16 protein-coding genes are annotated in these 21,081 nt (G+C 53.0%); 12 read left to right on the forward strand and 4 right to left on the reverse strand.

Annotated features, from left to right (window positions below; all coding sequences use genetic code 11):
• The 3 genes from ACQG03_RS07845 (at nucleotide 1) to ACQG03_RS07855 (ending at nucleotide 2,932) form a co-directional block, all read left to right on the forward strand.
• Nucleotides 1–864 carry a dimethyl sulfoxide reductase anchor subunit family protein gene (locus tag ACQG03_RS07845; protein WP_023299719.1) on the forward strand — a complete coding sequence of 288 codons (864 nt, stop codon included), beginning with the start codon at nucleotides 1–3 and terminating at the stop codon, nucleotides 862–864.
• A 274-nt stretch (nucleotides 865–1,138) separates the two neighbouring features.
• Nucleotides 1,139–2,287 (forward strand): MFS transporter, encoded by a 1,149-nt coding sequence (locus ACQG03_RS07850; protein ID WP_063163391.1) that lies wholly within the window; start codon nucleotides 1,139–1,141, stop codon nucleotides 2,285–2,287.
• Nucleotides 2,288–2,410: 123 nt separating this feature from the next.
• Nucleotides 2,411–2,932 carry an anti-virulence regulator CigR family protein gene (locus ACQG03_RS07855; protein ID WP_022647623.1) on the forward strand — a complete coding sequence of 174 codons (522 nt, stop codon included), beginning with the start codon at nucleotides 2,411–2,413 and terminating at the stop codon, nucleotides 2,930–2,932.
• Between the two features lie 36 nt (nucleotides 2,933–2,968).
• Here the strand turns inward: ACQG03_RS07855 and pflA are convergent, their stop codons facing one another.
• From pflA to ycaO, 4 genes are all read right to left on the reverse strand, one after another.
• Nucleotides 2,969–3,709, reverse strand: a complete 741-nt coding sequence (pflA, locus tag ACQG03_RS07860) for a pyruvate formate lyase 1-activating protein (protein ID WP_003858250.1) — start codon at nucleotides 3,707–3,709, stop codon at nucleotides 2,969–2,971.
• Nucleotides 3,710–3,912: 203 nt separating this feature from the next.
• Entirely contained in the window at nucleotides 3,913–6,195 is a 2,283-nt protein-coding gene (gene pflB / locus ACQG03_RS07865; protein ID WP_022647624.1) for a formate C-acetyltransferase, read from the reverse strand.
• Nucleotides 6,196–6,246: 51 nt separating this feature from the next.
• Nucleotides 6,247–7,104 (reverse strand): formate transporter FocA, encoded by an 858-nt coding sequence (gene focA / locus ACQG03_RS07870; protein ID WP_017384832.1) that lies wholly within the window; start codon nucleotides 7,102–7,104, stop codon nucleotides 6,247–6,249.
• Between the two features lie 405 nt (nucleotides 7,105–7,509).
• Nucleotides 7,510–9,270: a 30S ribosomal protein S12 methylthiotransferase accessory factor YcaO gene (gene ycaO, locus ACQG03_RS07875; RefSeq protein WP_022647625.1), complete on the reverse strand. Its 1,761-nt coding sequence runs from the start codon at nucleotides 9,268–9,270 to the stop codon at nucleotides 7,510–7,512.
• Between the two features lie 127 nt (nucleotides 9,271–9,397).
• Here ycaO and ACQG03_RS07880 point away from each other — a divergent pair, with 127 nt between their 5' ends.
• From ACQG03_RS07880 to lpxK, 9 genes are all read left to right on the forward strand, one after another.
• A complete protein-coding gene (locus ACQG03_RS07880; RefSeq protein ID WP_023299721.1) occupies nucleotides 9,398–10,090 on the forward strand; it encodes a DUF421 domain-containing protein in 693 nt (230 codons plus the stop codon).
• Between the two features lie 162 nt (nucleotides 10,091–10,252).
• On the forward strand, nucleotides 10,253–11,341 hold the full coding sequence (gene serC / locus ACQG03_RS07885; protein ID WP_063163390.1) for a 3-phosphoserine/phosphohydroxythreonine transaminase: 1,089 nt from the start codon (nucleotides 10,253–10,255) through the stop codon (nucleotides 11,339–11,341).
• A 68-nt stretch (nucleotides 11,342–11,409) separates the two neighbouring features.
• Nucleotides 11,410–12,693, forward strand: a complete 1,284-nt coding sequence (gene aroA, locus ACQG03_RS07890) for a 3-phosphoshikimate 1-carboxyvinyltransferase (RefSeq protein WP_022647628.1) — start codon at nucleotides 11,410–11,412, stop codon at nucleotides 12,691–12,693.
• 185 nt (nucleotides 12,694–12,878) lie between these two features.
• Nucleotides 12,879–13,562 carry a (d)CMP kinase gene (gene cmk / locus ACQG03_RS07895; protein WP_015570968.1) on the forward strand — a complete coding sequence of 228 codons (684 nt, stop codon included), beginning with the start codon at nucleotides 12,879–12,881 and terminating at the stop codon, nucleotides 13,560–13,562.
• A 111-nt stretch (nucleotides 13,563–13,673) separates the two neighbouring features.
• Nucleotides 13,674–15,347, forward strand: a complete 1,674-nt coding sequence (gene rpsA / locus ACQG03_RS07900) for a 30S ribosomal protein S1 (RefSeq protein ID WP_003858235.1) — start codon at nucleotides 13,674–13,676, stop codon at nucleotides 15,345–15,347.
• Nucleotides 15,348–15,517: 170 nt separating this feature from the next.
• Complete coding sequence (gene ihfB, locus ACQG03_RS07905) at nucleotides 15,518–15,805, forward strand: integration host factor subunit beta (protein WP_003858233.1); 288 nt, start codon at nucleotides 15,518–15,520, stop codon at nucleotides 15,803–15,805.
• A gap of 212 nt (nucleotides 15,806–16,017) precedes the next feature.
• Complete coding sequence (locus ACQG03_RS07910) at nucleotides 16,018–18,282, forward strand: ComEC family protein (protein WP_063137587.1); 2,265 nt, start codon at nucleotides 16,018–16,020, stop codon at nucleotides 18,280–18,282.
• Between the two features lie 36 nt (nucleotides 18,283–18,318).
• A complete protein-coding gene (gene msbA, locus ACQG03_RS07915) occupies nucleotides 18,319–20,067 on the forward strand; it encodes a lipid A ABC transporter ATP-binding protein/permease MsbA (RefSeq protein WP_023299725.1) in 1,749 nt (582 codons plus the stop codon).
• On the forward strand, nucleotides 20,064–21,041 hold the full coding sequence (gene lpxK, locus ACQG03_RS07920) for a tetraacyldisaccharide 4'-kinase (protein ID WP_063163389.1): 978 nt from the start codon (nucleotides 20,064–20,066) through the stop codon (nucleotides 21,039–21,041). The genes msbA and lpxK overlap by 4 nt, the downstream gene beginning before the upstream one ends.
• Nucleotides 21,042–21,081: the final 40 nt, after the last annotated feature.

The raw sequence follows: 21,081 nt of genomic DNA on the forward strand, positions 1-21,081 counted from the left end.
ATGGGAAGTGGATGGCATGAATGGCCGCTTATGATCTTCACGGTCTTTGGGCAGTGCGTGGCAGGCGGGTTTATCGTCCTTGCGCTGGCGCTGTTAAAAGGGAACCTCAATGCTGAACAGCAGCAGCGTTTAGTGTTGAGCATGTTTGGCCTGTGGGTGTTGATGGGGATTGGGTTTATCGCCTCTACGCTGCACCTGGGCTCACCGATGCGCGCGTTTAACTCCCTGAACCGCGTAGGTGCCTCTTCGCTGAGTAACGAGATTGCCAGCGGCGCAATCTTCTTTGCAGTTGGCGGGCTGGGGTGGTTACTGGCAGCGCTGAAAAAGCTGCCGTCAGGGTTACGTGCGTTGTGGCTCATCGTCACCATGGTACTGGGCGTTGTCTTCGTCTGGATGATGGTCCGGGTGTACAACACCATCGATACCGTTCCGACCTGGTACAGCGTCTGGACGCCGATGAGCTTCTTCCTGACCATGTTTATTGGCGGGCCGCTGCTGGGTTATCTGCTTCTGCGTGTAGCTGGCATTAATGGTTGGGCGATGCGCCTGCTGCCCGCGGTCTCGCTGCTGGCACTGGTCATCAGTACCGTTGTAGCGCTTATGCAGGGAGCGGAGCTGGCGACGATTCACAGCTCTATCCAACAGGCTTCGGCGCTGGTACCGGATTACGGTTCTCTGATGGCCTGGCGTGTGGTGCTGCTGACGGCGGCGCTGGTGTGCTGGATTGCCCCTCAGCTTAAAGGTTACGCGCCTGCGCTACCGTTGCTGTCACTGGCCTTTGTGCTGGTGCTGGCAGGGGAGTTAATTGGTCGCGGCGTATTTTACGGTCTGCATATGACGGTCGGTATGGCTGTCGCCAGCTAATTTTAGATTTTGTTATAAAAAGCCGGGACATAGTGCCCGGCTTTTCTTGTTTCATTCATGAAATTTTTCGACTGATGTTTCGTTGTAAAAATTCCCGGAAATAAATAAAAACAAATAGATAATTAATATTGGTAGCAGGCTTTGCATTAGCAGGATGAGTTTTTTAAATCGACAAGGCGCATATCGTGCGTGACGCCTGAATCGGTGGATTGACTTTGTTTTTGCCAGTGGCATGATGCGCACGAAATCTGAACTTCCTCACGGTTTTTAATCCATGACCACCTATACCCGCCCGGTGCTTTTGTTGCTCTGTGGCCTGCTTTTGCTGACCCTGGCGATCGCGGTGTTGAACACACTCGTCCCGCTATGGCTCGCCCATGAAAACTTACCAACCTGGCAGGTGGGTATGGTTAGCTCGTCCTTTTTTACGGGCAATCTGCTGGGTACCTTATTAACGGGCAGCCTTATTAAGCGCTTTGGTTTTAACCGCAGTTATTATCTGGCGTCACTGATCTTTGCCGTCGGATGCGCCGGTTTAGGACTGATGGTCGGCTTCTGGAGCTGGATGGTCTGGCGCTTTATTGCGGGCGTTGGCTGCGCCATGATCTGGGTGGTGGTTGAAAGTGCGCTGATGTGCAGCGGCACGTCCCGTAATCGCGGGCGTCTGCTGGCGGCTTATATGATGGTTTACTACGTCGGTACCGTTCTGGGACAACTGATGGTCAGCAAATTCCCAACCGACCTGATGAGCGTTCTGCCATGGGTAAACGGGATGGTGCTGGCCGCAATTCTGCCGCTGCTCTTTACCCGTATCGTGAACCAGAGCAGTGAGCATCAGGAGGCCACGCACGTTTGGCCGATGCTGAGACTGCGTCAGGCGCGCCTGGGGATTAACGGCTGCATTATCTCCGGGATTGTGCTGGGGTCGCTCTATGGCCTGATGCCGCTCTATCTCAACCATCAGGGCGTCAGCGATTCCGGGATCGGTTTCTGGATGGCGGTGATGGTCAGCGCGGGGATTGTCGGTCAGTGGCCGATTGGCCGCCTGGCGGACCGCTTTGGTCGTCTGCTGGTGCTGCGCGTCCAGGTTTTCGTGGTCATCATGGGCTGTCTCGCCATGCTCAGCAACGCCGCGATGGCGCCTGCGCTGTTCATTCTGGGGGCTGCGGGTTTTACGCTCTATCCGGTCGCGATGGCCTGGGCCTGTGAGAAAGTTGAGCATCACCAGCTGGTGGCGATGAACCAGGCATTGTTGCTGAGTTACACCATCGGCAGTTTACTGGGGCCGACTTTTACCGCTATGCTCATGCAAAATTACTCTGATAATCTGCTGTTTATCATGATCGCCAGCGTATCGTTTATTTATCTGTTAATGCTGCTGCGCAAAGCGGGCGAGCACCCAACGCCAGTGGCACATGCCTGATTAAATAAAAGCCTGTCGATGACAGGCTTTTTTGTCCCTGTCACATATAAGACTTTTACTTATTGTGAGTTTTTACTGCCTGGCGATAATTCAAATGAGTTCTACCACTAAAAGGCAGCAATCATGTCTACTCGTCGTTTTTCCACTACCGCACTTGCCGTAGTGTTGGCTTTAACGTTTGCAACGGCTCCGGCCATGGCTAATCCAGGAAACGGGAATGGCGGTGGTCACGGAAACGGTGGCGGACAAGGTAATAGCGGCAATCATGGTAACGGGAACGCTGGTAACCATGGTAATAAGCACAATACCGGCCAGGATAATCCAGGAAAATCGGATAAGAGCTTTAAAAACAGCAACGATGTTGGTCATGATGTTGACGTCCGCGTGAGCTTCGATCATGCCCGCCATCTGGCACTGAATTACGGCTTAACGGGCTACGACTCTCTGCCTCCGGGTATTGCGAAAAACCTGGCGCGCGGTAAGCCACTGCCTCCGGGCATTGCGAAGAAAACCGTGCCAGCCGATATGCTGGGTCAGCTTCCTTCTTATCCGGGCTATGAATGGCGCGTGGTGGGTGACGACCTGGTCTTAATTGCGCTGAGTACCGCGATTGTGACTTCGGTGATTAACGGCGTCTTTAAATAGAATATAAAAAGGCCCGGTTTTCACCGGGCCTTTTCGTTAATACATGACCTTGTGGCCATACTGCTCAAGAATACCTTTGACGCGCTCCATCGTCTCTTTTTTCGGCGGCTTCACGCCATCGAGCTTGTACTCTTCACCCATTGCCACCCATTTGTGTTTGCCCAGCTCGTGATAGGGCAGGAGTTCAATTTTCTCCACGTTACCCATATCCCTGGTAAATTCGCCCAGACGATGTGCAGAATCATCATCATCTGACCAGCCCGGTACCACCACGTAGCGGATCCAGGTCTTGACGCCTTTGTTGGCAATGTATTTGGCAAATTCCAGCGTACGGTGGTTTGAGACGCCAACCAGATTCTGGTGGATCTCATCGTTCATCTGCTTGAGATCGAGCATCACCAGATCGGTCACTTCAAGCAGTTCATCAATAACCGGATCGTAACGGCGCACAAAGCCGTTGGTGTCGAGGCAGGTATGAATACCTTCTTTATGGCAGGCGCGGAACCAGTCGCGCACAAATTCAGCCTGAAGAATAGCTTCACCGCCGGATGCCGTCACGCCACCACCGGACGCGTTCATGAAGTGGCGATAGGTCACCACCTCTTTCATCAGATCCTCAACGGTGACTTCTTTACCGCCATGGGTGTCCCAGGTGTCACGGTTATGGCAGTACAGGCAGCGCATCAGGCAGCCCTGGAAGAAAGTGATAAAGCGGATCCCCGGGCCATCGACGGTGCCACAGGATTCAAAGGAGTGAATGCGACCAATAATTGACATTGCGGTGATATCTCCGAATTTGGCCCATCCGGGGGCCTATGTAGATGCACAGCTCAAAGGCTATGTCGAGTCTGTTTTGGCTGTTATCCATTAAGTATAGATAGCGGACAAAAGAGACTGATGAAGCGAGGGTGTTAAAAAGGCCCCACTTGCGTGGAGCCTTTATTGTACGCTTTTTAACGCGTGATTTCAGTCAATTCCACTTACATGGACTGAGTGAAAGTACGGGTGATAACGTCCTGCTGCTGTTCTTTCGTCAGGGAGTTAAAACGTACTGCGTAGCCAGATACGCGGATGGTCAGCTGAGGATATTTCTCAGGATGTTCCATCGCGTCGAGCAGCATTTCACGGTTCATCACGTTCACGTTCAGGTGCTGACCACCTTCAATGGACGCTTCGTGGTGGAAGTAACCATCCATCAGACCCGCGAGGTTAGTTTTACGTACTTCGTCGTCTTTACCCAGCGCGTTTGGCACGATAGAGAAGGTGTAAGAGATACCATCTTTCGCGTATGCAAACGGCAGTTTAGCAACGGAGGTCAGAGAGGCAACCGCACCTTTCTGGTCACGACCGTGCATTGGGTTAGCACCTGGGCCGAATGGCGCGCCAGCACGACGACCGTCTGGGGTGTTACCGGTTTTCTTACCATACACAACGTTAGAGGTGATGGTCAGAACAGACTGAGTCGGGATAGCGTTACGATAGGTAGTGAGTTTCTGAATTTTCTTCATGAAACGTTCTACCAGGTCAACCGCCATGTCATCAACGCGAGCGTCGTTGTTACCAAACTGCGGATATTCGCCTTCGATTTCGAAGTCGATAGCCAGACCATCTTCGTCACGAATTGGTTTAACTTTCGCATATTTGATTGCAGACAGGGAGTCAGCCGCAACGGACAGACCTGCGATACCACACGCCATGGTGCGAACGACGTCACGGTCGTGCAGCGCCATCAGAGAGGCTTCGTAGCTGTACTTGTCGTGCATGTAGTGGATGACGTTCAGCGCAGTGACATACTGCTTAGCCAGCCAGTCCATGAAGTGATCCATGCGCTCCATCACTTCGTCGAAGTTCAGAAGGTCGCCTTTGATCGGTTCAGACTTAGGACCAACCTGCATTTTCAGTTTTTCGTCAACGCCGCCGTTGATTGCGTACAGCATGGTTTTGGCCAGGTTTGCACGCGCACCGAAGAACTGCATTTGCTTACCAACAACCATTGGGCTTACGCAGCACGCGATAGCGTAGTCGTCGTTGTTGAAGTCCGGACGCATCAGGTCATCGTTCTCGTATTGCAGAGAAGAGGTGTCGATGGACACTTTAGCGGCGAATTTCTTGAAGTTCAGTGGCAGTTTTTCAGACCACAGAACGGTGATGTTCGGCTCCGGAGAAGGACCCATGGTGTACAGGGTGTTCAGGAAGCGGAAGCTGTTTTTGGTTACCAGCGTACGGCCATCTACGCCCATACCGCCGATAGATTCGGTTGCCCAGATTGGGTCACCAGAGAACAGCTCATCATATTCTGGAGTACGCAGGAAGCGAACCATACGCAGTTTCATGACCAGATGGTCAATCATTTCCTGAGCGTCTTGCTCGGTGATTTTGCCTGCTTTGATATCGCGTTCGATATACGCATCCAGGAAGGTGGATACGCGGCCGAAGGACATTGCTGCACCGTTCTGAGACTTAACCGCGGCCAGGTAGCCGAAGTAGGTCCACTGAATAGCTTCCTGAGCGTTGGTTGCAGGACCAGAGATATCACAGCCGTATTTAGCCGCCATCTCTTTGATCTGACCCAGCGCACGGTGCTGTTCAGCAATCTCTTCACGCAGACGGATAGTCGCTTCCAGGTTTACGCCGTTTTCCAGGTCAGACTGGAGAGAGACGAACTGCGCGTATTTGTCTTTCATCAGGAAGTCGATACCGTACAGCGCAACGCGACGGTAGTCACCGATGATACGGCCACGGCCATAGGCATCTGGCAGACCGGTCAGAACGCCAGATTTACGGCAGTTCAGAATGTCTTTGGTGTAAACATCGAATACACCCTGGTTATGGGTTTTACGGTATTCGGTGAAGATTTTTTTCAGCATTGGGTCCAGCTCGCGGTTATACGCTTTGCAGGAACCTTCAACCATTTTAATGCCACCGAACGGGATGATTGCGCGTTTCAGTGGTGCTTCAGTCTGGAGACCAACGATTTTCTCAAGGGCTTTGTTGATGTAGCCAGCATCGTGAGAAGTGATGGTAGAAGCAACGGAGGTGTCAAAATCAACTGGCGCGTGAGTGCGGTTTTCCAGTTTAACGCCTTCCATTACGCTGTCCCACAGCTTGGTGGTTGCATCAGTCGCACCAGCCAGGAAGGATTCGTCACCTTCATACGGGGTATAGTTTTTCTGAATGAAGTCACGGACGTTGACTTCATTCTGCCAGTCACCTTTCGTAAAACCTTCCCAGGCTGTGGCTAACTTTTCATTAAGCTCGGACATGTAACACCTACCTTCTTAAGTGGATTTTTTATTTACTGCCTGAGACAACCATTAATGATGATCGCCGCCACGCAGGTAAATGACCCAGTATGTCAACCCAACTAACAGACCCCCACCGATAATGTTCCCGATAGTGACGGGGATCAGGTTATCAGTAATGAAATTCATAATAGTCAGGTGTGAAAAACTTTCCGGGGTTGAACCAACAGCAGTCCAGAACTCCGGGCTTGCAAAGTTGCGGATAACAATCCCCATCGGGATCATGAACATATTCGCAATACTGTGCTCAAAGCCGCTGGCAACAAACATCGCAACCGGCAGAACCATAATCATGGCTTTATCCATCAGGCTACGACCAGAGTAGCTCATCCAGACCGCCAGGCAGACCATCAGGTTTGCAAGGATGCCGAGAGCAACGGCTTCGATAAATGTATGGTGCATTTTGTGGTCGGCGGTTTGCAGGACGTTAAGCCCCCAGCCGCCGTTGGCGGTCATGTACTCGCCAGAAAGCCACATCAACAGAACAAAGAGCAGACAGCCAATCAGGTTGCCAACGTAGACGTTGAGCCAGTTGCGCCCCAGTTGACCCCAGGTAATTCTTCCGCTGGCTTTTGCCACAACAATCAGCACCGTTGAGGTGAAGAGGTCGGCGCCGCAGATGACGCAGAGGATCAGGCCCAGTGAGAAGCAAATACCACCAATCAGTTTCGCTATGCCGAAAGGCATCCCGGCAGTGCCGGTGGTGGCTGTGATATAGAAGACGAAAGCGATGGAGATGAACACCCCAGCCGTAATGGCCAGAAAGAACGTCGTCATCGGATGTTTCGTTGCTTTGTAGACACCCGCTTCTTCGGCAACTTTCGCCATCGCAGCGGGGAGTAATAGATCAAAAGGGTTGTCAGCTTTCACACTAACTCTCTCTTTATTAAGTCGGCGACGAGATACTAACAAAGCATTATAGAAGAGAAATTGATATAGATCATATCTCGCCTGGCTTATAGGCCCGCAGTGTGTATGGTTTTACAGCAAAAGCGGAGTAAGTATTTGATTATCCGTATAAAAATAAATTTTAAAAGTTATGAAAAGAGTTGAATTTTTTCCTTCAGCCTCCCGTGGAACAGTTAATTAAAATGGAGTATTTATTAGAATTAGTAACAGTAAAGCCCAGGTAAGCGTTTTTATATTTACCCGTGGTTAACTTAATTATTACAATTAAACGTCATTGCGGAAAAATAAAAAAAAGGGGCAATGAAATTGCCCCGTAATATAGCTCAGGCGATTGAATACGCCTACAGCCATTAATGTTATATGCGCTTATTTTGACCAGTAAGCGGCTTTAGCCTTCTGCAATTTTTCATACGCATTCAGCAGCGACTGATGCGCCGGGAAGGCTTTCAGATCGCTGTCAACCGCTTGCAGGCCATAGAACGGTTCTTCACCGCTCAGCGCCGCGCTGGCAGCTTCAACGGCATCTGCACCGTACATGCGGACGAAGGCGTTCAGATACTGCAATGGCTCGCGGTCGTCTTCCTGAGAAAGCAAGAGCAGCGTTTGCAGGCAACGGTAATAGTTAGTGCGCTCGGCGGAGAAGACGGACTGGTTAAACTCCATCGTCCACTCGGTCCAGGCCAAAGCCTGATCCAGATCGCCGCCCGCCAGCGCCAGCATCGCTTTTAGCTCGCCAATGCGCAGCGTGTACCAGCCGTTATCTTTTCCGGTTGCCAGACCCAGCAGTTCGCGTACGCGGGTGAAATCATCGTGTCCTTCTTCGTCCAGTTGGGCGATCAGGTTCAGATAATCTTCTTTATCCCACTCGCTGCCCGGCAGGGCCAGCAGGGTTTCACGCAGATGCGCGCCCATGCTGTTGTTCGCCAGCCACAGATCTTCTGCCGGATAGATGTCCGACATACCCGGCACAATAATACGGCACGCATAAACGCCAAGGTGTTCATAGTCGGCAATATAGACTTCCTGATCTTCCGCGTTGAAGATCGCCATCAGGGTGGCGAACTCTTCTTCCGTCGTACCGGCAAAGCTCCAGTCCACGAACGGATAGTCTGCGTCCTGTTTGAACATATCCCAGGAGATCAAACCGCTGGAGTCGATGAAGTGCGTTTCGAGGTTGGTGTGCTCGGCGACTTCTTCGTCATCAAAGGTTGGCGGGGTGAACACGTCGAGATCTTTCAGGCTACGACCTTGCAGCAGTTCGGTCACGGTACGCTCCAGCGCCACGCCGAAGTCCGGGTGCGCGCCGAAAGAGGCGAAGCAGGTGCCATTTGCCGGGTTGAACAGTACCACGCAGATAACCGGATATTTGCCGCCCAGAGAGCCGTCATAAGCAAAGATTGGGAAACCTTCTGCTTCCAGTTTGGCGATGGATTCCACCACGCCCGGGTAGCGCGCCAGCACGTCAGCCGGGATCTCCGGCAGGCTGATGGATTCAGCAATAATACGGTTTTTGATGTGACGCTCGAAAACTTCAGACAACCCCTGTACACGCGCTTCGTTACGGGTGTTACCGGCAGACATACCGTTAGACACATACAGATTGCCAACGATGTTCATTGGAATGTAAACGGTCTGCTCGTCAGACTGACGGGTGAACGGCAGGGCGCAGATACCACGATCCTCATTGCCGGATTGCAGGTCGATCAGCATGCTGGCGGTCAGTTCGTTTTCCGGATCGTAGAACGCGCGCAGGCGGGCATCAAGAATGCCTTCCGGCAGTTCGTCGTCTTCGGGTAGCGGGAACCATTTTTCGTTCGGGTAGTGAACGAACGGGCCGTTGGCAATCGTTTCACCCAGCCAGAAGTCGGCGAAGAAATAGTTGGTGGACAGACGCTCAAAATACTCACCCAGCGCAGAGGCCAGTGCCGCTTTTTTGGTCGCGCCTTTGCCGTTGGTAAAGCACAGCGCACAGTCTTTGTCGCGAATATGCACGGACCAGACGTGAGGCACCGGATTCAGCCAGGAGGCTTCTTCGATATTAAAGCCCAGGTCGGTCAGTTTCTGCTGGAAGCGAGCGATGGAATCTTCCAGAGCGGCGTCTTTGCCGGGGATAAACGTTTGAGTCATGGCGTTCACTTTTATCGTACGTAAAGCGCGCAATGATACGGGTTTTGCGTGACGGGTGCTATCTCCGGCGAAAATAAATGGCTGGGCTATGCTTATAAGCAGTAACCTACTGTTAAGGCATAAAAAAATGAAAGCATTTGATCTCCAGCGGATGGCGTTTGATAAAGTCCCACCTGAGTTTTTAGGCGAAGTGGCGTTGCGTAGCCTGTACACCTTTGTACTCGTCTTCCTGTTTCTGAAAATCACCGGACGTCGCGGCGTGCGGCAGATGTCACTGTTTGAAGTGCTGATTATCCTGACGCTGGGTTCGGCGGCAGGGGACGTTGCCTTTTATGACGATGTGCCGATGGTGCCGGTTTTTATCGTCTTCGTGACGCTTGCGCTGCTGTACCGGCTGGTCATGTGGCTGATGTCGAAAAGTGAAAAACTGGAAGATCTGTTCGAAGGAAAACCGGTGGTGATTGTCGAAGATGGTCAACTGGCCTGGGAGAATGTGCAAAGCGCCAATATGACGGAGTTTGAGTTCTTTATGGAGCTACGTATAAGCAGCGTTGAACAGCTGGGGCAGGTGCGTCTGGCGATTATGGAAACGAACGGTCAAATCAGCGTTTATTACTATCCTGACGATGAGGTCAAGCCCGGCCTGTGCATACTGCCGGATATGCTTATCGAGCGATACAAAACCGTCCCTGATGCGGGCCAGTATGCCTGCATAAAATGCAGCCACGTGGTGGTCATGCAGGCGGGCGATCATCAATTATGCCCTCGCTGTACAAATCCAGAATGGACGAAGGTTAGCCGGGCTAAACGCATTACCTGACAGCGATTTTGTCGGTTTTGCGACAACGGTACGGCAGATTGTTTTGTGTGATGAGGGGCACATTTCTTCGGCCATAAGTTTTAGACATTGCGGCGCGTGTCACTGAATGATAAAACCGATATCCACAGTTATAACTTATGGCTTTTAGCGTGGTGAGGGGAAATGGCTCAAGTCTTTAATTTCAGTTCAGGTCCGGCAATGTTACCGGCAGACGTGCTCAAACAGGCTCAACAGGAGCTGTGTGACTGGAACGGTCTGGGTACGTCGGTGATGGAAGTTAGCCACCGGGGTAAAGCGTTTATTCAGGTGGCGGAAGAGGCAGAAAAGGATTTTCGCGATCTGCTGAACATTCCCTCGAACTACAAAGTATTGTTCTGTCACGGCGGTGGACGCGGTCAGTTTGCGGGTATTCCGCTCAATCTGCTGGGCGACAAATCCACCGCTGATTACGTTGATGCCGGCTACTGGGCGGCCAGTGCGGTAAAAGAAGCGCACAAATATTGCACGCCGAACGTTATCGATGCCAAAGTGACCGTTGACGGTATGCGCGCCGTGAAGCCGATGAGTGAGTGGCAGCTTTCTGACAACGCCGCGTATCTTCATTACTGCCCGAACGAAACCATCGACGGTATCGCTATTCACGAAGAGCCAGACTTTGGCGAAAATGTCATTGTGACGGCGGACTTCTCCTCCACCATTCTGTCCACGCCGCTGGACGTCAGCCGCTACGGCGTCATCTACGCGGGTGCCCAGAAAAACATCGGTCCTGCGGGTCTGACTATCGTTATCGTGCGTGAAGACCTGCTGGGGAAAGCCCATAAGTCTTGCCCGTCAATTCTGGATTACACCGTCCTGAATGACAACGATTCCATGTTCAACACTCCACCAACGTTCGCCTGGTATCTCTCCGGCCTGGTCTTCAAATGGCTGAAGCAAAAAGGCGGCGTGGCGCAGATGGACAAGATCAATCAGCAAAAAGCTGAACTGCTGTACGGCGTGATCGACAAGAGCGATTTCTACCGTAACGATGTCGCCAAAACTAACCGTTCGCGCATGAACGTGCCGTTCCAGCTGGTGGACAACAACCTGGATAACGTGTTCCTGGAAGAGTCCTTCGCGGCGGGTCTGCATGCGCTGAAAGGTCACCGTGTGGTAGGCGGTATGCGTGCCTCTATCTATAACGCGATGCCGCTGGAAGGCGTTAAAGCCCTGACTGATTTCATGATCGACTTCGAACGTCGTCACGGTTAATTGGCTGTTTTTCACCCCCGCAGCGTTCCTGCGGGGTTTTTATTATGTTGAGTTGAGAGTTAAGTTTCATGGAATCCCTGACGTTACAACCTATCGCGCGGGTAGATGGCACCATTAATCTGCCTGGTTCAAAAAGTGTCTCGAACCGCGCTCTGCTGCTGGCAGCTCTGGCAAACGGCACCACCGTCCTTTCCAACCTGCTGGACAGCGATGACGTGCGCCATATGCTCAATGCACTGAAAGCGTTGGGCGTTCAGTACGCGCTGTCAGACGATCGTACCCGTTGTGAAGTCACCGGTAACGGCGGCGCATTACATTCCGCTGAAGCGCTGGAGCTTTTCCTGGGTAACGCCGGTACGGCGATGCGTCCTCTGGCCGCTGCGCTGTGTCTTGGGAGCAACGATATTGTGCTGACCGGCGAGCCGCGCATGAAAGAGCGTCCGATCGGCCACCTGGTCGATGCCCTGCGTCAGGGCGGCGCGCAGATTGATTATCTTGAGCAAGAAAATTACCCGCCACTGCGTCTGCGCGGTGGTTTCACTGGCGGTAATGTTGAGGTTGACGGTAGCGTCTCCAGCCAGTTCCTGACGGCACTGCTGATGACCGCACCGCTGGCTCCAAATGATACCGTGATTAGCATTAAAGGCGATCTGGTCTCTAAGCCGTACATTGATATCACGCTGCACCTGATGAAAACCTTTGGTGTTGAGGTGGAAAACCAGTCATACCAACGCTTCGTGGTGCGCGGGGCAAAGCAGTACCAGTCTCCGGGCAACTACCTGGTTGAAGGGGATGCGTCATCCGCGTCCTACTTCCTGGCCGCGGGTGCGATTAAAGGCGGTACGGTAAAAGTGACGGGTATTGGTCGCAACAGCGTGCAGGGCGACATTCGTTTTGCCGACGTGCTGGAAAAAATGGGCGCGGTTGTGACCTGGGGCGATGACTTCATCTCCTGTACGCACGGTGAGCTGAACGCCATCGACATGGACATGAACCATATTCCTGACGCGGCAATGACCATCGCCACCGCTGCGCTGTTTGCGAAAGGCACCACCACGCTGCGTAACATCTATAACTGGCGCGTAAAAGAGACTGACCGCCTGTTCGCAATGGCAACCGAGCTGCGTAAAGTGGGGGCGGTGGTAGAAGAGGGCGAAGACTACATTCGCGTCACGCCGCCGGCAAAACTGCAATTTGCAGAAATTGGCACCTACAACGATCACCGCATGGCGATGTGTTTCTCGCTGGTGGCGCTGTCAGATACGCCAGTCACCATCCTTGACCCGAAGTGCACGGCGAAAACCTTCCCGGACTACTTCGAACAGCTGGCGCGCATTAGCACCCTGGCCTGACGATCGTATGCCGCATCTCCTGATGCGGCATTTCCTTACGCTTTCTGACAGTCATCCTCTTTCATTTCTTCTACACTCTGCTTCAATCATTCCGTAATTTGCACGCAAAGGTAACAGTTGCGCACGTTGGCGCGTATAATGCGCGGCGTTCATGTAAACGGTATGCCTTAATTAAGGAGAAAAAGATGACGGCAATTGCCCCGGTAATCACCATTGATGGGCCAAGTGGCGCAGGGAAAGGTACTCTGTGCAAAGCGATGGCGGAAGCATTGCAATGGCATCTTTTAGATTCGGGAGCAATCTATCGCGTGCTGGCGCTGGCTGCGCTGCATCATCATGTAGATGTTGCGTCTGAAGAAGCGCTGGTACCGCTGGCTGCACATCTGGATGTGCGCTTTGTCTCTACTGATGGCAACCTTGAAGTGATCCTGGAAGGGGAAGATGTCAGCGGTGAAATCCGTACGCAGGAAGTGGCCAATGCGGCCTCTCAGGTGGCGGCTTTCCCACGCGTTCGTGAAGCGCTGTTACGTCGCCAGCGCGGTTTCCGCGAAGCGCCGGGGCTGATCGCCGACGGTCGCGACATGGGAACCGTGGTATTCCCTGATGCGCCAGTGAAAATTTTCCTTGACGCCTCTTCGGAAGAACGTGCTCAACGCCGCATGCTTCAGTTGCAGGAAAAGGGGTTTAGTGTTAACTTTGATCGCCTTTTATCCGAGATAAAAGAGCGCGATGACCGCGATCGTAACCGCGCCGTCGCACCACTTGTTCCCGCGCAAGACGCATTAGTGCTGGATTCAACCAGTTTAACTATTGAGCAAGTGATTGAAAAAGCGCTACAATATGCGCGCCAAAAACTGGCACTCGCGTAATCGCGACCGATTTAGCAGTACCCCCGCTGCAATGGATTGACGGCGGGTATGTGAAACAACCCCATCCGGCACGGAGCCAGGTGGACGTTAATATTAACCTGAAGATTAAACATGACTGAATCTTTTGCTCAACTGTTTGAAGAATCCTTAAAAGAAATCGAAACCCGTCCGGGTTCCATCGTTCGCGGTGTTGTTGTTGCTATCGACAAAGACGTAGTACTGGTTGACGCCGGTCTGAAATCTGAGTCCGCCATCCCGGCTGAGCAGTTCAAAAACGCCCAGGGCGAGCTGGAAATCCAGGTAGGTGACGAAGTTGACGTTGCTCTGGACGCAGTAGAAGACGGCTTCGGCGAAACCCTGCTGTCTCGTGAGAAAGCTAAACGTCACGAAGCATGGATCACGCTGGAAAAAGCTTACGAAGAAGCTGAAACTGTGGTCGGTGTTATCAACGGCAAAGTTAAAGGTGGCTTCACTGTTGAGCTGAATGGTATTCGTGCGTTCCTGCCAGGTTCTCTGGTAGACGTTCGTCCAGTCCGTGACACCCTGCACCTCGAAGGCAAAGAGCTTGAGTTCAAAGTAATCAAGCTGGACCAGAAGCGTAACAACGTTGTTGTTTCCCGTCGTGCCGTTATCGAATCCGAAAACAGCGCAGAACGCGATCAGCTGCTGGAAAACCTGCAGGAAGGCATGGAAGTCAAAGGTATCGTTAAGAACCTCACTGACTACGGCGCATTCGTTGACCTGGGCGGCGTTGATGGCCTGCTGCACATCACCGACATGGCGTGGAAACGCGTTAAGCACCCAAGCGAAATCGTGAACGTGGGCGACGAAATCACTGTTAAAGTGCTGAAGTTCGACCGCGAGCGTACTCGTGTATCCCTCGGCCTGAAACAGCTGGGCGAAGATCCATGGGTAGCTATCGCTAAGCGTTACCCAGAAGGTACTAAACTGACTGGTCGCGTTACCAACCTGACCGACTACGGCTGCTTCGTTGAAATCGAAGAAGGCGTTGAAGGCCTGGTGCACGTTTCCGAAATGGACTGGACCAACAAAAACATCCACCCATCCAAAGTTGTTAACGTTGGTGATGTAGTGGAAGTGATGGTTCTGGATATCGACGAAGAACGTCGTCGTATCTCCCTGGGCCTGAAGCAGTGCAAAAACAACCCATGGCAGCAGTTCGCGGAAACCCACAACAAGGGCGACCGTGTTGAAGGTAAAATCAAGTCTATCACTGACTTCGGTATCTTCATCGGCCTGGACGGCGGCATCGATGGCCTGGTTCACCTGTCTGACATCTCCTGGAACGTTGCAGGCGAAGAAGCAGTTCGTGAATACAAAAAAGGCGACGAAATCGCAGCAGTTGTTCTGCAGGTTGACGCAGAGCGTGAACGTATCTCCCTGGGCGTTAAACAGCTCGCAGAAGATCCGTTCAACAACTGGGTTGCACTGAACAAGAAAGGCGCAATCGTAAACGGTAAAGTGACTGCTGTTGACGCTAAAGGCGCAACCGTAGAACTGGCTGACGGCGTTGAAGGTTACCTGCGCGCTTCCGAAGCTTCACGTGACCGCGTTGAAGATGCAACTCTGGTTCTGAGCGTTGGTGACGACGTTGAAGCTAAGTTCACCGGTGTTGACCGTAAGAACCGTGCAATCAGCCTGTCTGTTCGTGCTAAAGACGAAGCTGATGAGAAAGATGCAATCGCAACTGTGAACAAACAGGAAGATGCAAACTTCTCTAACAACGCAATGGCTGAAGCTTTCAAAGCAGCTAAAGGCGAGTAAGTTCAGGTTCGCACCATCATTTGAGCTGTAACGCATTTACAGCGCGAAGGATGGAGAGCAGACTTGACAGATTGCAGGATTCGTCCTGTAATCAATAACAAAGGGCGGCTACGGCCGCCCTTGTTTAATAAGCTGTTCAGCTAATGGGTTTGAAAGGAACCGGAGGAATCATGACCAAGTCAGAATTGATTGAAAGACTTGCCAGTCAGCAACCGCATATCCCTGCCAAGGCTGTGGAAGATGCCGTTAAAGAGATGCTGGAGCATATGGCTACCACTCTTGCCCAGGGCGAGCGCATTGAAATCCGCGGTTTCGGTAGTTTTTCCCTGCACTATCGTGCACCACGTACCGGGCGTAACCCGAAGACTGGCGATAAAGTGGAGCTGGAAGGAAAGTATGTTCCGCACTTTAAGCCGGGTAAAGAACTGCGCGATCGCGCCAATATTTACGGTAACTGAGTTTAATCATCAGGGTTAAACTGAGTTTAAAGAAAGCACCTTAGGGTGCTTTTTTTGTATCCCGTCCCTGCATTTCTGAATACGCGCCGCATTTAAATTTTCTCTTTGCTGTAAACGCTTAAAAACGTTGCAGCGCCCGCTGTAAATCACGCCTTTTCTGTCTGACGACGCATCACTCCCGCCGCATAATCGCCTGAAACATGGAGGTGAAGATGGGGATCCACGTTATCAGTATGTGCGCCATTCTGGCCATAATCCCGCTCTATTGGTTACCCGTTTTGCCAGACTTGCATATTGTCTGGTTGCTGATTGCCGCAGGAATTGCGTTATCCGTACAGCAGAGAAAATGGCTCAGGTTTTCAGGCCTCGCATTGCTTTTTATGTGCTGGGGGATCCTGGCCGCTCAGGAAAGCGTGTGGCCGATGAACCATTTAACGAAAGCACCGCAGCAGGCCGAGGTGGTCATTACCGCAACGGACGGCGCAACGATGCATCAGGGAAGGATTATCAGCCTCAATGGAGAACGTGTGTGGGCTGCCATGGGCGTGTCACTCTACGGCAACTACCTGCCTCAAAATGTCTGCGTGGGTCAACGCTGGGCAATGACCCTGCGGCTCAGGGCGGTACACGGAGAACTCAACGATGGCGGCTATGATTCGCAGAAAAACGCCTTTGCCCGACACCAGACGCTGAGCGGACGGTTTACCCATGCGGAGATTGTCGACGCACGCTGTAGCCTGCGTTCGCAATACCTGACATCACTACAGAATACGCTTTCAGCATATCAGTGGGGGCCCGTGATCCTGGGGCTGGGGATGGGGGAGCGGTTGTCGGTCTCGCGGGAGATAAAAAACCTGATGCGTGAGACCGGAACGATGCATCTGATGGCAATCTCGGGATTGCATATTGCGCTGGCCGCTTCTGCTGTCTGGCTACTGGCTCGGGGCATCCAATTTTTCCTGCCGGGCCGCTGGATTATCTGGCAAGTGCCTTTACTGGCAGGTCTGCATTTTGCCGCGTTTTACGCATGGCTAACGGGCTTGCAGCCGCCTGCGCTGCGTACGGTTATGGCGCTTGTGGTGCTGGCCGCATTAAAAATGGGCGGTCGTCAGTGGTCGCCCTGGCAGGTATGGCTTACCTGCGTGGCGGCGATCCTGTTTTTCGATCCGCTGGCGGTACTGTCACAAAGCCTGGCGTTATCCGCGGTTGCGGTCGCCGCGCTTATTTTTTGGTATCAGTGGTTGCCTCTCCCGCACTGGCAACGTGGCCGGTGCCTGCGGCCGCTGGTTACGCTGTTGTATTTGCAGGTTGGAATGCTGCTGCTTCTGTTGCCGCTTCAGGTACTGATTTTCCATGGTTTCAGTCTCTCCTCGCTGGTGGCGAATCTGTTTGCTGTTCCTCTGGTAACGTTTATCTCAGTTCCACTGATCCTGCTCGGCATGTTTCTGCATCTGTTTCCGGTGGCGACGCTGGAAAGTATCGTCTGGCTGGCTGCCGATAAGTCTCTGGCAGGACTTTTCTGGCTATTGATGCGTTTACCGAATGGCTGGCAGGACGTGGATGAACGCTGGCAATACCTGACGTTACTGCCGTGGCTGCTGATCATTGGCTGGCGATTCAGGGCCTTCAGCGCAGTACCCGCAGTCTGTCTGGCAGGCAGCGTGGTGATGGCATTTCCCCTCTGGCACAGGATTAAAACTGACAGCTGGTCCCTGCATATGCTGGATGTAGGGCAAGGGCTGGCGATGGTCATTGAGCGTCACGGGAAGGCCATTCTGTATGACACCGGGCTGGCATGGCCCGGTGGGGACAGCGCGCAGCAGCTGATTATTCCCTGGCTACGCTGGCATCATCTTAGGCCGGAAGGGGTGATCCTGAGCCATGAACATCTCGACCACGCGGGGGGACTGGCATCGCTAAAAGCTGCCTGGCCTGCAATGTGGATCAGAAGCCCCTTAGCCTGGGCCGGACATCTTCCATGCTTTCGTGGACAGCGATGGCAGTGGCATGGGTTAACGTTCTCCGTGCATTGGCCACCCGAAAACACCCCGGCGAAAGGTAACAACCGCTCCTGCGTGGTAAAAATCGATGACGGCGAACAGAGCGTTTTACTGACCGGAGATATTGAAGCGCAGGCAGAACTGGCAATGTTGAGCCACCGCTGGCGTCAACTTGCGGCTACACTGATTCAGGTGCCGCATCATGGGAGTAACACGTCATCTTCAACACCGCTGCTACAGCGCGTGGAGGGGCAGGTTTCGCTGGCCTCGATGGCCCGCTATAACGCGTGGCGTTTCCCTTCCATCAAAGTAGTCAGGCGCTATCGAACTGAGGGATATCTCTGGCTTGATACCCCGCAGTCCGGACAGATAACTGTGACGTTTTCGCACCAAAGTCGGCAAATTCGCCGCTTACGTGAACACTATTTACCGCGTTGGTATCATCAGTGGTTTGGCGCGCCCGTAGATAACGGGTAGAATATGCGGCTATTTCAACAAATGCTGGTTTTTTGAATGCATAACGACAAAGATCTCTCCACGTGGCAAACGTTCCGCCGGCTCTGGCCGATGATTGCACCTTTCAAAGCAGGCTTGATCGTGGCGGGCGTAGCGTTAATCCTCAACGCAGCCAGCGATACGTTTATGTTATCGCTTCTCAAACCGTTACTGGATGACGGTTTTGGTAAAACGGATCGTTCAGTGCTGCTATGGATGCCGCTGGTGGTTATTGGGCTGATGATCTTACGCGGAATCTCCAGCTATGTATCCAGCTACTGCATCTCCTGGGTATCCGGTAAAGTGGTGATGACCATGCGCCGTCGGTTATTCAGCCATATGATGGGGATGCCAGTCTCATTCTTTGACAAACAGTCAACCGGTACCCTGCTGTCGCGTATTACCTACGATTCAGAGCAGGTGGCGTCGTCCTCTTCCAGCGCACTGATTACCGTTGTGCGTGAAGGCGCATCCATCATCGGTCTTTTTGCGATGATGTTCTATTACAGCTGGCAACTGTCGCTGATCCTTATTGTGCTGGCGCCGATTGTCTCCATCGCGATCCGCGTGGTATCAAAGCGTTTTCGCAACATCAGTAAAAATATGCAGAATACGATGGGGCAGGTGACTACCAGCGCCGAGCAGATGCTGAAAGGCCATAAGGAAGTGTTGATCTTCGGCGGTCAGGAAGTCGAAACCAAACGCTTTGACAAGGTCAGCAACAAAATGCGCCTGCAAGGGATGAAAATGGTATCGGCCTCGTCGATTTCCGATCCGATCATTCAGCTGATTGCCTCTTTGGCCCTGGCCTTCGTCCTGTATGCAGCAAGCTTCCCGAGCGTCATGGAAACCCTGACTGCGGGTACGATTACCGTGGTGTTCTCATCCATGATTGCGCTGATGCGTCCGCTGAAATCGCTGACTAACGTCAACGCCCAGTTCCAGCGCGGGATGGCAGCCTGTCAGACGCTGTTCAGCATCCTCGATTCCGAACAAGAAAAAGATGAAGGTACACGCGTGATAGAGCGCGCTAAAGGTGACCTGGAATTCCGCAACGTGACCTTTACCTATCCAGGCCGTGAAGTGCCGGCGCTGCGTGATATCAGCCTGTCCATCCCGGCGGGTAAGACCGTTGCACTGGTCGGTCGTTCCGGTTCGGGCAAGTCGACTATTGCCAGCCTGATTACCCGTTTCTACGATATCGACCAGGGCGAAATCCTGCTTGATGGTCACGACCTGCGGGAATATACCCTACAGTCGTTGCGTAACCAGGTCGCGCTGGTTTCGCAGAACGTGCATCTGTTCAACGATACGGTGGCGAACAACATTGCGTATGCCCGTACCGAAGAGTACAGCCGTGAAGAGATCGAGAATGCGGCGCGTATGGCCTATGCGATGGACTTCATTAACAAAATGGATAACGGTCTGGATACGATCATTGGCGAAAACGGGGTGCTGCTCTCCGGTGGTCAGCGTCAACGTATCGCGATTGCCCGAGCGCTGCTGCGCAACAGCCCGATTCTGATCCTCGATGAAGCAACGTCCGCACTGGATACGGAATCTGAACGCGCTATCCAGTCGGCTCTGGATGAATTACAGAAAAACCGTACCTCGCTGGTTATCGCGCACCGTCTGTCGACCATCGAACAGGCTGACGAAATCGTGGTGGTGGAAGACGGCGTTATCGTTGAACGCGGCAGCCATGCGGACCTGCTGGAACAACGTGGTGTATACGCGCAGCTTCATAAAATGCAGTTCGGTCAATGATTGCACGCATCTGGTCGGGTGAATCCCCTCTGTGGGTGCTGCTTCTCCCGCTCTCCTGGCTGTATGGCCTGGTGAGCGGTGCTATTCGTCTGCTTTATCGCATCGGGATCAAGCGCGCCTGGCGCGCACCGGTACCGGTCGTGGTGGTCGGCAACCTGACGGCGGGTGGAAACGGCAAAACGCCGGTGGTGATCTGGCTGGTAGAACAGCTCCAGAAGCGCGGTATCCGCCCGGGAGTTGTCTCACGCGGTTACGGTGGTAAAGCGGCGCAGTATCCACTGGTGCTGAGCCCAGCTACGACAACCGCTGAAGCCGGTGATGAGCCGGTACTGATTTACCAACGTACTGGCGCGCCGGTTGCGGTATCGCCGGTGCGCAGTGATGCCGTAAAGGCACTGCTTGCAGAGCATGACGTACAAATCATAATTACCGATGATGGTTTGCAGCATTACGCGCTGGCGCGTGACAAAGAGATCGTGGTTATTGACGGCGTGCGGCGTTTTGGCAACGGCTGGTGGTTGCCAGCCGGTCCAATGCGTGAGCGTGCGTCGCGCCTGAAGAGCGTCGATGCCGTGATTGTAAACGGTGGTGAAGCCAGAGCGAGTGAGATCCCGATGCATCTTCGTCCCGGAAAGGCAGTGAATATGCTGACCGGCAAGCGTAAAGACGTCGCGTTACTGGATCATCTGATTGCGATGGCCGGGATTGGTCATCCGCCGCGTTTCTTCGCGACGCTGGAGCAGTGCGGCGCGCGGCTGGAGAAACGGGTACCGCTGGCCGATCACCAGGCGCTGGTTGCCGAAGAGATTGAGAGGCTGGCCGCACCGGGCCAGACGCTGATCATGACGGAAAAAGACGCGGTAAAATGCCGGGCCTTTGCGAAAGAAAACTGGTGGTATCTGCCGGTTGATGCTGAACTCAGCGGCGAACAGCCGGAACATTTGCTCAAGGAACTGCTCGCGTTAGTGCAGTAACTTCTACGCGGTTCCGGTGGCGCTTTGACTGACAGGAAAA

Source organism: Enterobacter cloacae complex sp. 342H5 (genome assembly GCF_050030905.1).
Taxonomy (GTDB): Bacteria; Pseudomonadota; Gammaproteobacteria; order Enterobacterales; family Enterobacteriaceae; genus Enterobacter; species Enterobacter intestinihominis.

Coding starts and splice junctions, on each gene's coding strand:
- ACQG03_RS07845 (WP_023299719.1), top strand. CDS start 1: ATGGGAAGTGGATGGCATGAATGGCCGCTTATGATCTTCACGGTCTTT.
- ACQG03_RS07850 (WP_063163391.1), top strand. CDS start 1,139: ATGACCACCTATACCCGCCCGGTGCTTTTGTTGCTCTGTGGCCTGCTT.
- ACQG03_RS07855 (WP_022647623.1), top strand. CDS start 2,411: ATGTCTACTCGTCGTTTTTCCACTACCGCACTTGCCGTAGTGTTGGCT.
- pflA (WP_003858250.1), bottom strand. CDS start 3,709: ATGTCAATTATTGGTCGCATTCACTCCTTTGAATCCTGTGGCACCGTC.
- pflB (WP_022647624.1), bottom strand. CDS start 6,195: ATGTCCGAGCTTAATGAAAAGTTAGCCACAGCCTGGGAAGGTTTTACG.
- ycaO (WP_022647625.1), bottom strand. CDS start 9,270: ATGACTCAAACGTTTATCCCCGGCAAAGACGCCGCTCTGGAAGATTCC.
- ACQG03_RS07880 (WP_023299721.1), top strand. CDS start 9,398: ATGAAAGCATTTGATCTCCAGCGGATGGCGTTTGATAAAGTCCCACCT.
- serC (WP_063163390.1), top strand. CDS start 10,253: ATGGCTCAAGTCTTTAATTTCAGTTCAGGTCCGGCAATGTTACCGGCA.
- aroA (WP_022647628.1), top strand. CDS start 11,410: ATGGAATCCCTGACGTTACAACCTATCGCGCGGGTAGATGGCACCATT.
- cmk (WP_015570968.1), top strand. CDS start 12,879: ATGACGGCAATTGCCCCGGTAATCACCATTGATGGGCCAAGTGGCGCA.
- rpsA (WP_003858235.1), top strand. CDS start 13,674: ATGACTGAATCTTTTGCTCAACTGTTTGAAGAATCCTTAAAAGAAATC.
- ihfB (WP_003858233.1), top strand. CDS start 15,518: ATGACCAAGTCAGAATTGATTGAAAGACTTGCCAGTCAGCAACCGCAT.
- ACQG03_RS07910 (WP_063137587.1), top strand. CDS start 16,018: ATGGGGATCCACGTTATCAGTATGTGCGCCATTCTGGCCATAATCCCG.
- msbA (WP_023299725.1), top strand. CDS start 18,319: ATGCATAACGACAAAGATCTCTCCACGTGGCAAACGTTCCGCCGGCTC.
- lpxK (WP_063163389.1), top strand. CDS start 20,064: ATGATTGCACGCATCTGGTCGGGTGAATCCCCTCTGTGGGTGCTGCTT.